Origin of the sequence: Kitasatospora sp. NPDC085464, from assembly GCF_044541955.1 — a bacterium.
Lineage (GTDB): Bacteria > Actinomycetota > Actinomycetes > Streptomycetales > Streptomycetaceae > Kitasatospora.
Genome location: NZ_JBITTM010000002.1, coordinates 109,570 through 124,600 on the forward strand (window position 1 = coordinate 109,570; position 15,031 = coordinate 124,600).

The following is a 15,031-nucleotide window of genomic DNA, read 5'->3' on the forward strand; positions in this document are numbered from 1 at the left end:
CCGACCGAAGGTCGCGCCGCGCAGCGGCTCCTTCTTCACGCTCTGAGGAGCACCGACCTACAAGCAACAGCCCCTCTTTCGTCCTAAGAGGGAAGACGCTGCGTCACCTGCGTCACACGGGCTGAAAAACCACCCCTGAGCTGCAGTTACGGCCGTGACGCAGACGGCAGCCTCTGCGTCATCCTGCGTCACCTGCGTCACGGGCTGCGTCATGCGGTGACGCAGCCCGTGACGCACACCCCGACCGCTGCGTCACGCAAACCCCCAGGTCAAAAGCTCACGTGACGCTGATGACGCAGTGACGCAGAAATCCACACCTAGGACAAACACGCACACCCGGAAGCCCAGGAAGGAACCACCGTGACCGTGCCCGCCACCACGATTCGCCCGGTTCTGTTGACCGCCGAAGAGGCCGCGAAGATGCTGCGCATCGGGCGGTCGACGCTCTACCAGCTGCTGGCGGAGAAGGAGTTGACGTCAATCAAGATCGGACGCTCCCGCCGCATCCGGCCCGCCGACGTCGAGGCCTACATCGAACGCCAGGCCGCCAACGCCGCCTGACCACCATCACCGACCGCCCGCGAGGGCGCCGGGCAGCACCATGCCCGGCGCCCTCGCCACTTCAGGAGCACCAAAGTGAGCGAGCGCAAGACCCGCCTGCCCAACATGGAGTCGACCATCTACCAGGGCGCGGACGGCCGTTGGCACGGCCGCGTGACTATGGGCGTCAAGGCGGACGGCAGCCCCGACCGACGCCACCGCAGCGCTAAGACCGAACCCGAAGTACGGCGCAAGGTCAAGAAGTTGGAGGCCGACCGCGATGCGGGCCAGGTGGCGGCGGCTGGCCGGGCGCCGACGGTCGAGCAGTGGATGACCACCTACCTGACCACCATCGCGAACCAGAGGCTGAAGCCGCGCAGCCTGGACGACTACTGGTCGAAGACCCGGAACCACATCATCCCGGGCATCGGCAAGCACCGACTGGACCGGTTGCTGCCGGAGCACCTGGACGAGCTGTACGGGCAGCTCCGTGCCGAGGGCCGGGCCGGATCGCACATCCTCAAGGTGCACCGGATCATCTCCCGTGCGCTGAAGATCGCCCACCGCCGGGGGAAGGTGGCGCGCAACGTCGCCACGCTGGTGGACTCCCCCACGGTGGAGGAAACGGACGCGAACCCGTTCACCCAGGAGGAGGCCCGGCGCTTCCTGCTCGCCGCGATGAAGCGCCCGACCCGGGTCCGGTGGGTGATCGGCGTCGGTCAGGGCCTGCGCCAGGGTGAGGCATTGGGCCTGCGCTGGAAGTACGTCGATGAGGACGCCGGGCAGATGGACACGTCCTGGCAGCTCCAGCGGCTGAAGTGGCGCCACGGGTGCGACGACCCGCACGCGTGCGGCGAACGGCTGCACCGGGACGCGTGCGAGCCCGGGTGCACCAAGCACCGCGGCTACAAGCGCGGGTGCCCGAAGCCCTGCCCCCCGAAGTGCGACCGCCACGCCAGCACCTGCCCGAAGCGACACGGCGGCGGACTCGCATTCACCCGGCCGAAGACCAAGGGCAGCCGTCGCACGACTCCCCTGCTTCCGCCGCTGATCCCGCTGCTGCGCGAGCAGCGCCAGCAGCAGGAAGAGTGGAAGGCGGCGGCCGGCGAGGAGTGGCAGGACTACGACCTCGTAACCTGCCGACCCGACGGGCAGCCGATCGACCCTCACGCCGACTGGGAGGAGTTCAAGGAGTTGCTGGCCGAGGCCGGGATCGAGGACCGACGCCAGCACGACGGCAGCCGTCACTCCGCCGGGACGATCCTCAACGAGCTGGGTGTGGACCCGTTCACCATCATGGAAATCCTCGGCCACTCGCAGATCAGCATGACCCGCCGCTACGTCAAGACGACCACGCCGACGACCCGCGAGGCAGCCCGGCGGATGGGCAACGCGCTGTGGCCCCAACCGGCCAAAAGTGAGACCACAACTGAGACCACGAACACGCGGGCGGCCCGCGCCCGTCGTCGCCGACGCATGATGTAGACGACAAAAGGCCCGGTCAGAGCACTGACCGGGCCTTTTGTCTTTTGAGCCGCCTGCGGGATTCGAACCCGCGACCTACGCATTACGAGTGCGTTGCTCTGGCCAACTGAGCTAAGGCGGCACCGTTGCCGTGTGTGGCGGCAACGCGGGCCAGTCTACACAGGTTCGCGGGTGATCCGTACTCGGATACCAGGGGGGTGGGTCAGGCGGAGGAGACGGCGAGCTTGGCGGCGAAGCCGGCGAACAGGACGGCGACGCCGCTGGTGAGGGTGGCGGAGAGGCGCTTGCGGCGGCGGAAGGCGGTGGCGAGGGTGGTGCCGGCGAAGATCAGCAGGGAGAGGTAGAGAACGCTGAAGGTCTGCAGGATGCCGCCGAGGAGGACGAAGGAGAGGGCGGGCCGGCCGTAGGAGGGGTCGACGAACTGGGTGAAGAAGGAGAGCAGGAAGAGGATGGCCTTGGGGTTGAGGAGGCTGACCACCAGGGCGCGGCGGAAGGGGTTCTCGGTGGACTCGGGGGCCGTCTCGGTGGCGGGGTCGGCCGTGGCCCGGCGTTCGCGCCAGAGCTGACGGGCGGCGCGGAGCATGCCGTAGCCGATCCAGAGCAGGTAGGCGGCGCCGCCGAACTTGACCACCGCGAAGACGGCCGGGTTGGCCTTCAGCAGGGAGGCCGCGCCGATCGAGGTGAGGCTGACCAGGGTGAGGTCGCCGACGAAGACGCCGGCTGCGGCCCGGTAGCCGGTCCGGATGCCCTTGCGGGCGGCGACGGACAGCACGTACAGGGAGTTGGGGCCGGGCAGCAGGACGATGACGAGGGCGCCGAGGACGTACGTCGCCAGGTTGTCGACTCCGAGCACGATGCGCTCCTGTGGGGGAAGGGCGGCAGAGGGGGGCGCTCATCGTAACGTCGCACCGGTAATCGATTGAAACGAAAACTACCTGCCGGCCGCCGGCGCCCGCGCCCCTACCGGTCGCAGCGCTTGCCCTGCTCAGGGGCCTCCCCGGTGAGCAGGAAGCGGTTCACCGCGCCGTCCACGCAGGCGCTGTGCCGGCCGTAGGCGGTGTGGCCGTCCCCGTCGAAGGTGAGCAGGCGGCCGGACTCCAGCTGCCCGGCCAGGGACTGGGCCCAGGCGTACGGGGTGGCCGGGTCGCGGGTGGTGCCGACGACGACGATCGGGGCGGCGCCCGCCGCCCGGATGGTGTGCGCCGCGCCGGTGGCCCGGACCGGCCAGTACGCGCAGGTCAGCGCCATCCAGGCCATGTCCCGCCCGAAGTGCGGCGAGGTCTGCTCGAAGTCCGGCACCGCCCGCTGGACGTCCTCCGGCCCGCTGAACGGGGCGGGCAGGTCCAGGCAGTTCACCGCGGTGTTGGCGAACATCAGGTTGGGGTACGAGCCGTCCGCCTCGCGCCCGTAGTAGGCGTCGGAGAGCTTCAGCAGCCCGGTGCCGTCGCCCGCCGCGGCGTCGGCGAGGGCGGCGCGCAGCTTGGGCCAGAGGAAGTCGGCGTACATCGCCTCGATGACGCCCGTGGTCGCCTGGGCCTCGGTGAGCCGCCGCCCGTTGTCGGTGGTGGGCAGCGCGGCGGTCCGGACGGCCGCGAACAGGGCGGTGAGCCGCTCGCCGGCCTGCTGCTCGGTTCGCCCGAGCGGGCAGTCCTCGCGCTTGGCGCAGTCCTTGGCGAAGGCGGCCCAGGCCGTCTCGAAACCGCCGGCCTGGGTGCGGTTGCCGGTGACCGAGTCGAGCGCCGGGTCCATCGCTCCGTCCAGCACCAGCCGGCCGGCCCGGCTCGGGAAGAGCCCGGCGTAGGTGGCGCCGAGGAAGGTTCCGTAGGACTTGCCGACGAAGTTGAGCTTCTCGTCGCCGAGCAGGGCGCGCAGCACGTCCATGTCCCGGGCGGCCTCGACGGTGCTGAGGTGGCCGAGTGCCGGACCGGCCTGCTTCCGGCAGCCCTCGGCGAACTCCTTGTCGGCGGCGACCAGTGCGTCGATCCCGCGCTGGTCGCCGGGGGTCAGGTCGACGGCGGTGAAGGCGTCCATCCGGTCGCCGCTGAGGCAGGTGACGGGGCTGCTGCGGCCCACCCCGCGCGGGTCGAGGCCGACCAGGTCGTACCGGGCGCGCACCCCGCTGTCGAACGTCCGGGCGGTGGCCTCCAGGTACTCGACCGCCGAGCCGCCGGGCCCGCCCGGGTTGAGCAGCAGCGACCCGAGCCGCGGGTCGTGGGCGCCGGCGCCGGGAACCGCGCCGGCGTCGGTGACCGCCCCGGCCGCGGCGGGGTCGGCCACCGAGCGGGCGGCAGCGAGGGTGAGGTCGCCGTCCCCCGGGTGGTCGTAGTCCAGCGGCACCCGGAACGTCGTGCACTCGAACCCGCCGTCGCACGACTGCCAGGCCGGCCGCTGCGCGTAGTACGGCGCGAGCCCGGCCGGGACGTCGGCGGGCAGCGGCTCCAGCGGCGTGGCCCCCGACGTGCCGGGGCCCGGGGCGGAGGACCCACCGGGGCGGGCCGAGTCGGACGAGGCCGCCCCCGGCACCCCGGACGGGCCCGAACTGCACCCGCCCGCCAGCAGCCCGACGGCCACCGCCGCGGCCGACAGCCGCACCGCGGCGGCCGGTACCCGAACCCGCCCGAAGGCCCTCATCCGGTTGCTCTCCTCAGAAGGGGTCGAAGGAACGAAAACGCGATGACGTGATGACGTGATGACGTGATGACGTGATGACGTGATGACGTGATGACGTGATGACGTGATGACGTGATGACGTGATGACACGAAGACAGACAGGAGGACGGGAGGACAGGGAGACGGGAGGGCTGGGGGACGCGGGGAACCCGGGGGATGCGCCGCTGCCCGGCACCCACCCCGGGGTACCGGGCAGCGTAACGCCCGCTCGGCGCTCCCTCAGGACGACTTGGCCAGCGCCTCGGCCAGGAACTGCGCCGCCTGCCGGACCAGCCGCAGCCGCTCCCGGTCGGGCGTGAAGTCCTGCACGTTGTCCGAGATCCGCACCTCGGCCTTGGCCGCCGGACCGGGGCCCGCCTTGAGCGAGGCCTGGAGCTTGCGGGCCGCGTCCAGCCCGGCGGCGTCGGCCTTGGCGGCGGCCAGCAGCAGCTTGGCCGCGCTGCCGGTCGGGGCCTCGGCGCCGGTCTGGGTGAGCGCGGCGGCGTCGTACCGGCCGGAGACCGCGGCGGCCGCGCCGTACAGGTCGGGGCGGGCCAGCCCGGCGGCGGCCGCGCACGGCGCGCCGCCCTCGACGCCGAGGGCACCCCAGGAGGCCGGGCCGGGTGGCAGGGTGCGGAAGGAGGCCGCGATGGTCGTGCGCAGCGCCGCGTCGTCGGCGACGGCGGCCGGGGCGGCGGCGACCAGCTCGCAGGGGTGGGCGGTGCCGTTGGGTGCCTCGGGGGCGACCAGGATGAACGGACGGGACTTGCCGGTCTGCAGCGCCGAACCGATGCCCTCGAAGACGTCGGGCACCTCGGCGTCGGCGGTCTTGCGCGGCGCGGCCGCGTGCATCACCACGACCGGGAAGCGCGCGTTGGGCTCCTTGGCGTACTGCGGCGGCAGCCAGACCCGGACGTTGCGCGGACGCCCGTCGGGGCCGAGCACGGCGGACTGGAGCAGCTCGCCGCCGCCCGGGTGGCCGACACTGTCGAAGCGGCTGGCCACCGCAGGGGCCGTGGTGGCGGCCGTGCCGGGGGCGGCAGCGGCCGACTCGGTGGCCGCGGGGGGCACCGCCTGCTGCCGGACGGCCGCACCGCCCGCTGCCCCCGCGTCCGCGCCCGCCGTGTCCACGACGGGCTCCGACCGGTCCGGTTGCCGGTCGCCGCGACCGAGGCCGCCGAAGGCGCCGAGCGCGGTGAGCAGCGTCAATCCGGTGACGCACACCCCGCAGACCATCGCGCCGCCCGCCCGCACCAGCATCGGCCACCGGTCGCCGGCCAGCTCGTAGGTCTCGGCGGCACGCAGGTCGCGCCAGCGCTGGAGGGCCCCGCGGGCTAGCCAGATCCCGCCGAGCGCGGCGGCCAGTAGGGGGATGACGAGGAGCGAACGAACCATGCGACGCACCGCCTCGGAGGAGGGCCGGCGCCGGACCGGACCCGGCGCGTACGGGAGGCGACCGGCCCGTCCGGGCGCAGTCGGCCCCCAGCGTGCACAACCGGCGGACGGTCACACGCGGGTGTGCCCGGCGCGTATCGCCCGTTCACTCGAAGGTGGGACAGCGCACCGGCTCCGGCAGGCGTACGGCCGTCGGCCGGTGGAGCGGTCGGACCGAGCCGGTCAGGCGGAGCGGTCGGACCGAGCCGGTCAGGCGGAGCGAGGCCCCGCAGAGCGCGTCGGAGCAGAAGCGCCTCGGGGCAGAGCGGGCCGGCGGACGACCGGGCGGACACCCCGCGGTCGGCTCAGCCCGCGCGCAGCGCCACCGTCATCGCCTCGACCGCGAGCAGCGGGTCCACGTTGCGGTCCAACGCCTCGCGGCAGGCCAGCACCGCCTCGATCCGGCGCAGCGTGCCCTCCGCCGGACCGGCCTGGGCCACCCGGTTCAGCGCCTGCCGCTGGTCCTCGTTGGCGAGCGCGCCGCTGGAGCCGAGCTGGATCGCGAGCACGTCCCGGTAGAAGCCCAGCAGGTCGAGCAGGGCCACGCCGAGGGTCTCCCGGCGGGTACGGGTGGCGCGGCTCTTCTGCCGCTTCTCCAGCTCCTTGACCGCGCCGGCCATGCCGCGCGGCGCCTTGCTGCCCTCGGCGGCGCCGTAGGCCGCCTTGAGGTCGTCGGTCTCCTTGGCGTCCTGGGTCTCGGCGAGCGCCTCGGCGTCGGCCTTGGCGGTGTCGACCAGGCGCTGGGCGGCGGCCAGGCAGCCGCCGATGTCACCGACCTCCAGCGGGATCCGCAGCACCTCCGCACGCCGGGAGCGGGCCTGCTCGTCGACGGCGAGGCGGCGGGAACGCTCGATGTCGCCCTGCCCGGCGAGCGCGGCGAGCCGGGCGGTCTCCGGGTCGACGCCGTCGCGGCGCACCAGCGTGTCGGCGACCGCCTCGGCGGCGGGGGTGCGCAGCACCAGCAGGCGGCAGCGCGAGCGGATGGTCGGCAGGACGTCCTGGACGGAGGGGGCGCAGAGCAGCCAGACGGTGCGCGGGGAGGGTTCCTCCACGCCCTTGAGCAGCGCGTTCGCGGCGGCCTCGGTGAGCCGGTGGGCGGCGTCCACCAGGATCACCGACCAGCGGCCGCCGGTCGGGTAGCTGGAGGCGCGCATCACCAGGTCACGCATGTCGCCGACGCCGATGGACAGGCCGTCCGTCCGGACGTACTTCACGTCGGCGTGGCTGCCGGCGAGCACGGTGTGGCAGCCGTCGCAGAATCCGCAGCCGGGCGTGCCGCCGAGCGCGAGGTCGGGGCTGGTGCACTGGAGTGCGGCGGCGAAGGCCCGCGCGGCGGTGACCTGACCGGCGCCGGGCGGACCGGTGAACAGCCAGGCGTGCGTCATCAGCGAGGCGTTCCCGCCCTCGACCGGTGCTGCCCCGCGACCGGCCTCGACCGTCGCCCCGGCCGCCCGGGCCGCGGCGGTCAGCTGCTCGACCACCCGCTCCTGGCCCACCAGGTCGTCCCAGACGGCCACTGCTGCTCCCAAGCTCCGTACGGCAGCGCCCGCGGCGCCTCTTCCCCGCCGTCGAGCATACGTCTCCGCCCTGACAGCCATTGCTCCGTCCGGGTCACGACGGACGGGCCCGGAAGCGGACGGCAGCACGCGGAGGCACCGGTGGAGGGCACCGGGGGACGCATCGGCGGACGGCACTGGCGGACGGCACCGGCGGACGGCACGGGCGGATGGCGGGACCACCACCGGCCGACACCGGCGCCGGCGCCCGCCCGACAGCAAGGCGGCGCCGCCGGGGACCTGCCCCGGCGGCGCCGCCGCGTCGTGTCCGGTCAGCCCCGGCGGCCCCAGCGACGGCCCTTGCCCTTGCCGTCGCCCTTGTCCTGCTTCTCCTGCTTCTCCTGCCTGTCCTGGCCCTCCTGGCCGAACCCGTCGCGCGGGTCCGCACCCTGCTGCGGAGCGCCCTGCGCCGGGCTGGCGTGCTCCCAACGCGTCCACTCGTCGTGCGAGCCGAGCAGGGTGTCGGTGAGGCTCGGCAGGTCGTCCATCGGCGTCTCCTCGGCCCACTCCGGCCGCGACCGCTCGGCGGCCGACGGGGGCTCCGGCTGGGCCTGGGGCTGAGGCTGGGCCTGAGGCTGCCGGCCCTGGGGCTGCGGCTGGCCCTGGGGCCGCTGCGCGGTCGGCTCCCCGCCGACTCGCGGCAGCTCACGCGTACCGTCCACCGGGCGGTCCGACCCGACCCGCGGCAGCACGGCCGTCCGGTCGGCGGCCTCCGCCGGCACCTTCGGCAGCACGGCCGTCTGATCCACCGCCGGCACCACCGGCAGCACGGCCGTCTGGTCCACCGCCGGCACCACCGGCAGCTTGGCGGTCTCGTCGACCGCCCCGGCGGCTCCGGCCGCCCTGCGCGCCTCGGCGGCATCGGCGGCCCGGACCGCGGTCTGCCGGTCCCGCAGCGACAGCTCGCGCGTCGCCTCGTCCCCGAGCCCGTCCGTCGGGCCCTGCGCCGACTCCTGCGGCACGTCCCGAACCGGCACGTCCCGAACCGGAGCACCCTGGTCCGAAGCGTCCCGAACCGGAGCGTCCTGCGGCGTCTCCCGGACCACCCGCAGCTCCGTGGTCACGGCGTCCCCGCCGGTCGACCCCGGCCGCCCGGCCGCCCGGTCCGCTGCCGTCTCGGCCGCCTCGGCCGCTGCCGCCAGGGCGGCGGCCTGCGCCAGCCGGGCCTCCTCGGCCCGCTGCAGCGCCTCCTCCGCCCGACGACGCTGCTCCTCGCGGGCGAGCTCGCGCTGGCGCTGCAGCTCGGCCTGGGCGGCCGCCTCGTCGGCGATCCGCTTGCGCTCGGCGGCCTCGGCCGCCAGCCGGGCCTCCTCGGCGGCGCGGAGCTTGGCCTCCTCCGCCGCGCGGCGCTCGGCTTCCGCCGCCGCCCGACGGCGCGCCTCCTCCTCGGCCTTGCGCCGGGCCTCGGCGGCGGCCCGCTCGGCCTCCTCCTTGGCCAGCCGTTCCTTCTCCGCCTGCTCGGCGCGCAGCTGAGCCAGCACTTCCTGCCGCTTGCGCTCGGCGGCCTCCTCCTCGGCCTTCTTGCGGGCCTCCTCCGCAGCGCGGCGCTCGGCCTCCTCACGGGCGAGGCGCTCCTGCTCGGCGCGGGCAGCCTTCTCCTGCTCGGAGAGCGGCAGCTCGCGGTCGAGCCGGTGCCGGATGGCGGTGGTGACGAAGCCGGGTGCCTGGCTGCCGTCCACGACCAGGTAGCGCGCCGGGTCGGCGGCCGCGAGGGCGAGGAAGCCGGCTCGGACCCGCTGGTGGAACTCGGTGGGCTCGGACTCCAGCCGGTCCAGCGCCTCGGTGAAGCGCTCCCGGGCCCTGGTCGGGTCGACGTCGAGGACGACGGTGAGGTCGGGCAGCAGCCCGCCGGTGGCCCAGCGGGAGATCCGGGCGACCTCGGTCGCGGCCAGGTCGCGCCCGGCGCCCTGGTAGGCGATGGAGGAGTCCATGTACCGGTCGGTGATCACCACGGCGCCGCGCGCGAGGGCCGGCCGGATGACGTTCTCGACGTGCTCGGCGCGGTCGGCGGCGTAGATCAGTGCCTCGGCGCGGTGCGACAGGCCGGTGTTGCCGACGTCCAGGACGAGGCCGCGCAGCCGCTGGCCGACCGGGCTGCCGCCGGGCTCGCGGGTGAGCACGACCTCGTGCCCCTTGCCGCGGATCCACTCGGCGAGCGCCTGGGCCTGGGTGGACTTGCCGGCACCGTCGCCGCCCTCCAGGGCGATGAAGAAGCCGGTGCCCGCGCCCCGGTGCGGCACCGGGCCGGCCGCGCCGCGCAGCGCGTCCACCAGGTCCCGGCCGAACGGCACGGTGCCCCGGCGGTCGTCGGTGCGCACCAGCACGACGGCGGCGAGCACCAGCGTGAGCAGCCCCGCGGTGGCCACGGCGAGGGCCGCGCCGCCGTGGATGAAGGTGAACGAGCCGGGCTCGGCGGTGCCGTAATCGACGTCCCCGTAGGCGGCGGCGATCAGCGGGACGACGACCAGCGCGGCGGCGACCACGACCCGCAGCACCGCGTACAGGTGCTCGGTGACCTTCGGCAGCCGGGCCTCCTCGACCTCCTGGGCGAGCAGGGTGCGCCCGGCCGAGAGGACGATCCCGGCAGCCAGGGCGGCCAGCACGGTGAGCAGCAGGACGAGCACGAAGTCCAGCACCAGCCCGGCCAGGATCAGCGCGACGCCCTGGGTGAGCAGCGCCAGCGCGAGCAGCCGGCGGCGGGAGAAGGTGGGCAGCGTGGCCCTGGTGAGCCGGGCGCCGAGGGCGGGCGCCCCGGTGGCGGCGAGCACCACCAGGCCGTAGCCGATCGGACCGGCCCGGTGCTCGGCGGCGGTCAGCAGCGCGAGCGCGGCGACGCCCGCCATCGAGGCGAAGGCCGCGGCGACGGCGAAGGTGAAGTAGGGGGCGCTACCGGTGCGGCCCTTGCTCAGCGCGGGGCCGGGGACCGCATCGGTCGGGGCGCGCAGGCCCTGCAGCGGGGAGACCGGGGCGACGGCCACCGGACCGCCGGGCAGCTGCTGGAGGTAGCCGCGGGCGGCCGAGGCGGCGAACAGGCCGACCGCGCCGAGCGCCGCGAAGGTGAGCTGGTGGGCGCGGAGCCAGTCCGAGCCGGCCGCCGCGCCGATGTTGTTGAGCAGGGTGAAACCGACCAGGCCGACGGCGGCCAGCGGCACGGTGACCCAGCCGGTGAAGCGGTCGATGACCCGGACGGTCTCCAGGTTGGCGGCGGCGGGCCGCCGCTCGGCGGCCGGGGCGTAGGGGTCGGCCGCCGGGAGCAGGCCGGGGACGGCGGCGGCCCTGGCGATCTCCCGGACCCGCTCGACCGCACCGGTGACGAACACGGTGGCGAGCAGGACGTAGGTGGCGGCGCCGGAGGGCTTGGAGCCGGAGCTCAGCCAGACGGTCCACCAGGGCGCGAGGCCGATCAGCAGGGCGCGCAGCGCGTCGGCGCCGAACAGCGTCCAGCGCCGGTCGAGCTTGCCCGCGACCAGCTGGTGCACCGGGCCGAGCAGCGCCACGCCGACCAGGCCGGTGGCCACCACGCGGACGGCGAGGACCGCGGCGAGGGCGAAGGAGAGGCTGCGCGGCAGGTCGCCGAACTGGCCGCCGAGGGCGGCGGCGATCACGGTGAGCGCGAGCAGCACCAGCAGGCCGAGCCGGTCGGCGGTGCCGCCGATCAGCTGGGTGGTCCACAGACGCCGGTAGGCGCGTGTCCGCAGCAGTGCCCGGGCCCGGTCCACCGGGGTACCGGCGGGTGCGACCTCGGGCAGGTCGGACGCCCAGGCTCTGGCGGCCGGGGCGGCGCTGGGGGTGGGCTGCTCCTCGCTCGTCATACGGTCAGCGTAGCGGGCGGGGCTTGGCCGGAATGTGGTGAACGGGCTTCCGGATCCCGCTCATCACCGGGTTGTGACGTTCCCCGCACAGATCCCGATCGTCTCGCCCGCCGGCTGAGGCCGACCCGGCCCACCGCTCGCCCGCGACTCGCCCCGCGACCCGCCCTCCGCTCGCCCTGCCCGCTCGCCCCGCGACCCGCCCGCGACTCGCCCGACCGCTCACCCGGCTGCCGACAGCGAACGGGCCCGCAACCCCCGGGATCGGGGGCGCGGGCCCGTCGGCGGTGACCGGCGATCAGCCCTCGTCGGTCGTCGTGTTCTTGCTCGCGGCCGTCTTCTTGGCTGCCGTCTTCTTCGCCGCCGCCGTCTTGGTGGTGGTGGTCTTCTTGGCGGCGGTCTTCTTCGCGGCCGCGGTCTTGGTCGCCGCGGTCTTGGTCGCCGTCGCCTTCTTGGCCGCCGTCTTCTTCGCCGGGGCCTTCTTCGCCGCCTTCTTCACCGGCCCGCGCGCCCGCTTCTCGGCGAGCAGCTCGTAGCCGCGCTCCGGCGTGATGGTCTCGACGTCGTCGTCCTTGCGCAGCGTGGCGTTGGTCTCGCCGTCGGTCACGTACGGGCCGAAGCGGCCGTCCTTGACCACCACCGGGCGCTCGCTGACCGGGTCGTTGCCCAGCTCCTTGAGCGGCGGGGCGGCGGCGGCCCGGCCGCGCTGCTTTGGCTGGGCGTAGATCGCCAGCGCCTCGTCGAGGGTGATCGTGAAGAGCTGGTCCTCGCTGGTGAGCGAGCGGGAGTCGGTGCCGCGCTTGAGGTACGGGCCGTAGCGGCCGTTCTGCGCGGTGATCTCCGCGCCCTCGGCGTCGGTGCCGACCACGCGCGGCAGCGAGAGCAGCCGCAGCGCGTCCTCCAGGGTGACGGTGTCCAGCGACATCGTCTTGAAGAGCGAGGCGGTGCGCGGCTTGACGGCGTTCTTGCCGGTCTTGGGCGTGCCCTCGGGCAGGATCTCGGTCACGTACGGGCCGTAGCGGCCGTCCTTGGCGACCAGCATGTTGCCGCTGACCGGGTCCGGGCCGAGCTCGAAGTCGCCGCTGGGCTTGGCCAGCAGCTCCTCGGCCAGCTCGATGGTGAGCTCGTCCGGCGGCAGGTCGTCCGGGATGTCGGCGCGCTGGCCGGGCTCGCCCTCGACGACGGAGGCGCGCTCGACGTACGGGCCGTAGCGGCCGACCCGCAGGGTGAGGTCGTCGCTGATCCGGAACGAGCTGATCTCCCGGGCGTCGATCGCACCGAGGTCGGTGACCAGCTCCTTCAGGCCGCCCAGGTGGTCGCCGTCGCCGTTGCCGGCCTCGGCGGCGCCGCCCGCGGCGTGGCCCTCGCCCTCGCCGAAGTAGAAGCGCTTCAGCCACGGCACGGACTGCGCCTCACCGGCGGCGATCCGGTCGAGGTCGTCCTCCATCTTCGCGGTGAAGTCGTAGTCGACCAGCCGGCCGAAGTGCTTCTCCAGCAGGTTGACCACGGCGAAGGACAGGAAGGACGGGACGAGCGCCGTCCCCTTCTTGAACACGTACCGGCGCTGGATGATCGTGTCGATGATCGACGCGTAGGTGGAGGGACGGCCGATCTCCCGGTCCTCCAGCTCCTTGACCAGCGAGGCCTCGGTGTAGCGGGCCGGCGGCTTGGTGGCGTGGCCCTCCGGGGTGATCCGCTCGGCGCCCAGCGGGTCGCCCTGGGTGACCTGCGGCAGCCGGCGCTCGCGGTCGTCGAGCTCGGCGTTCGGGTCGTCGGCGCCCTCGACGTAGGCCTTGAGGAAGCCGTGGAAGGTGATGATCTTGCCGGAGGCGGAGAACTCGACGTCCCGGCCGTCGGCGGAGTTGCCGCCGACCCGGACGGTGACGGACTGGCCGACCGCGTCCTTCATCTGGGAGGCGACGGTGCGCATCCAGATCAGCTCGTACAGCCTGAAGTCGTCACCGGTCAGGCCGGTCTCAGCGGGGGTGCGGAAGCGGTCGCCGGAGGGGCGGACGGCCTCGTGCGCCTCCTGCGCGTTCTTGACCTTGCTGGCGTAGGTGCGCGGGGCGTCCGGCAGGTAGTCGGCGCCGTACAGCTGGGTGACCTGGGCGCGGGCGGCGGAGATCGCGGTGTCCGACAGCGTGGTGGAGTCGGTGCGCATGTAGGTGATGAAGCCGTTCTCGTACAGCTTCTGGGCCACCTGCATGGTCCGCTTGGCGCCGAAGCCCAGCTTGCGGCTGGCCTCCTGCTGGAGCGTGGTGGTGCGGAACGGCGCGTACGGCGAGCGGCGGTACGGCTTGGACTCGACGCTGCGGACGCTGAACGCGGTCTGCTCCAGGGCGGCGGCCAGCTGCCGGGCGGCCTGCTCGTCCAGGTGCATGGTGTTGGCGCTGCCGGCCTTCAGCTGGCCGTTCGAGCCGAAGTCGCGGCCGCTGGCGATCCGCTTGCCGTCGACCGAGGCGAGCCGGGCGCCGAAGGTCTCCGGGTTGGCGGCGTCGGCCGGGGTGCGACCGGTGCCGAAGGTGCCGACCAGGTCCCAGTACGAGGCGGTGCGGAAGGCCATCCGCTCGCGCTCGCGCTCGACCACCAGCCGGGTGGCGACGGACTGGACGCGGCCCGCCGAGAGCTTCGGCATGACCTTCTTCCACAACACCGGCGAAACCTCGAAGCCGTAGAGGCGGTCGAGGATGCGGCGGGTCTCCTGGGCGTCGACCAGGCGCTGGTTCAGCTCGCGCGGGTTGGCCACGGCCTCCTGGATCGCCGACTTGGTGATCTCGTGGAACACCATCCGGTGCACCGGCACCTTGGGCTTCAGCACCTGCTGCAGGTGCCACGCGATGGCCTCGCCCTCACGGTCCTCATCGGTGGCGAGGAAGAGCTCGTCGGACTCCGCGAGCAGCGACTTCAACTTGCTGACCTGGGACTTCTTGTCCGCGTTGACCACGTAGATGGGCGCGAAGTCGTGGTCGACGTCCACCCCGAGGCGGCGCACCTCGCCGGTGTACTTGTCCGGCACCTCGGCCGCGGTGCTCGGCAGGTCGCGGATGTGCCCGACGCTCGCCTCGACGATGTAGCCGGGGCCAAGGTAGCCCTTGATCGTCTTCGCCTTGGCCGGCGACTCGACAATGACGAGTCGCTGTCCGTGCGCGGTCTCGCTGCTCGGGGACACCTTCGCTCTTCTCTCCCGGTCCTTATGTGGCTGGTCGGCGCGGCAGCACGGGCTGCGCTCCGCCCGACCCCTCCACCGTCCCGGGGTCGCCGCTTCACGACACCCCACCAGCGGAGTGTGACCGTACCCCGGCCACCCTTGTCAAACGGACGGATCCCGCTTTTTCACTTGCCGGGCTCACCGACGCCACTCGAACGGTAACCCGATGACGGAGGTTCGCGCCCCGTGGAGGCCGGGCTTCGGCAGGTTCCGGAGGATGGAATGACGGATTTCAAGATCTGTCAACGGAAAATCGACGGCCGGACGGGGGAGCTCGCCGAAGGCGCGGTCGGGACGTCGACGGGCGGGTGAGCGGGAACGGCGGCGCGCGGGTCGGCGGGAACGTCCGC

General features: G+C 73.9%; 8 protein-coding genes and 1 tRNA gene. 2 read left to right on the top strand and 7 right to left on the bottom strand.

Features of this window, described 5'->3' with window-relative positions; all coding sequences use genetic code 11:
- Window positions 1-360 precede the first annotated feature (360 nt).
- Complete coding sequence (locus ACIGG8_RS02225; RefSeq protein WP_396544940.1) at window positions 361-561, top strand: helix-turn-helix domain-containing protein; 201 nt, start codon at window positions 361-363, stop codon at window positions 559-561.
- 105 nt (window positions 562-666) lie between these two features.
- Window positions 667-2,025, top strand: coding sequence for a tyrosine-type recombinase/integrase (locus ACIGG8_RS02230; protein WP_396545233.1), 1,359 nt, complete (start codon window positions 667-669; stop codon window positions 2,023-2,025).
- Between the two features lie 47 nt (window positions 2,026-2,072).
- On the opposite strand, the gene ACIGG8_RS02235 is transcribed toward ACIGG8_RS02230, so the two are convergent.
- The 7 genes from ACIGG8_RS02235 to topA all read right to left on the bottom strand — a co-directional run bounded on the left by ACIGG8_RS02235 (window position 2,073) and on the right by topA (window position 14,642).
- Window positions 2,073-2,146 (bottom strand) — tRNA-Thr (locus ACIGG8_RS02235).
- Window positions 2,147-2,227: 81 nt separating this feature from the next.
- Window positions 2,228-2,878 (bottom strand): leucine efflux protein LeuE, encoded by a 651-nt coding sequence (leuE, locus tag ACIGG8_RS02240; RefSeq protein ID WP_396544942.1) that lies wholly within the window; start codon window positions 2,876-2,878, stop codon window positions 2,228-2,230.
- A gap of 107 nt (window positions 2,879-2,985) precedes the next feature.
- Window positions 2,986-4,656, bottom strand: coding sequence for an alpha/beta fold hydrolase (locus ACIGG8_RS02245; RefSeq protein WP_396544944.1), 1,671 nt, complete (start codon window positions 4,654-4,656; stop codon window positions 2,986-2,988).
- 258 nt (window positions 4,657-4,914) lie between these two features.
- Window positions 4,915-6,069 (bottom strand): hypothetical protein, encoded by a 1,155-nt coding sequence (locus ACIGG8_RS02250; protein WP_396544946.1) that lies wholly within the window; start codon window positions 6,067-6,069, stop codon window positions 4,915-4,917.
- A gap of 344 nt (window positions 6,070-6,413) precedes the next feature.
- Window positions 6,414-7,625: a DNA polymerase III subunit delta' gene (locus tag ACIGG8_RS02255; RefSeq protein ID WP_350519855.1), complete on the bottom strand. Its 1,212-nt coding sequence runs from the start codon at window positions 7,623-7,625 to the stop codon at window positions 6,414-6,416.
- Window positions 7,626-7,936: 311 nt separating this feature from the next.
- Window positions 7,937-11,476: a dTMP kinase gene (tmk, locus tag ACIGG8_RS02260; RefSeq protein WP_396544948.1), complete on the bottom strand. Its 3,540-nt coding sequence runs from the start codon at window positions 11,474-11,476 to the stop codon at window positions 7,937-7,939.
- Window positions 11,477-11,771: 295 nt separating this feature from the next.
- The gene (gene topA / locus ACIGG8_RS02265) at window positions 11,772-14,642 is read right to left on the bottom strand and encodes a type I DNA topoisomerase (RefSeq protein ID WP_396544950.1); all 2,871 of its coding nucleotides are present in this window, start codon (window positions 14,640-14,642) and stop codon (window positions 11,772-11,774) included.
- Between the last annotated feature and the right edge of the window lie 389 nt (window positions 14,643-15,031).

Excerpts from the sequence above, each read along its gene's own strand:
- tmk (WP_396544948.1), bottom strand. The coding sequence starts at position 11,476 with ATGACGAGCGAGGAGCAGCCCACCCCCAGCGCCGCCCCGGCCGCCAGA.
- ACIGG8_RS02230 (WP_396545233.1), top strand. The coding sequence starts at position 667 with ATGGAGTCGACCATCTACCAGGGCGCGGACGGCCGTTGGCACGGCCGC.
- ACIGG8_RS02245 (WP_396544944.1), bottom strand. The coding sequence starts at position 4,656 with ATGAGGGCCTTCGGGCGGGTTCGGGTACCGGCCGCCGCGGTGCGGCTG.
- ACIGG8_RS02250 (WP_396544946.1), bottom strand. The coding sequence starts at position 6,069 with ATGGTTCGTTCGCTCCTCGTCATCCCCCTACTGGCCGCCGCGCTCGGC.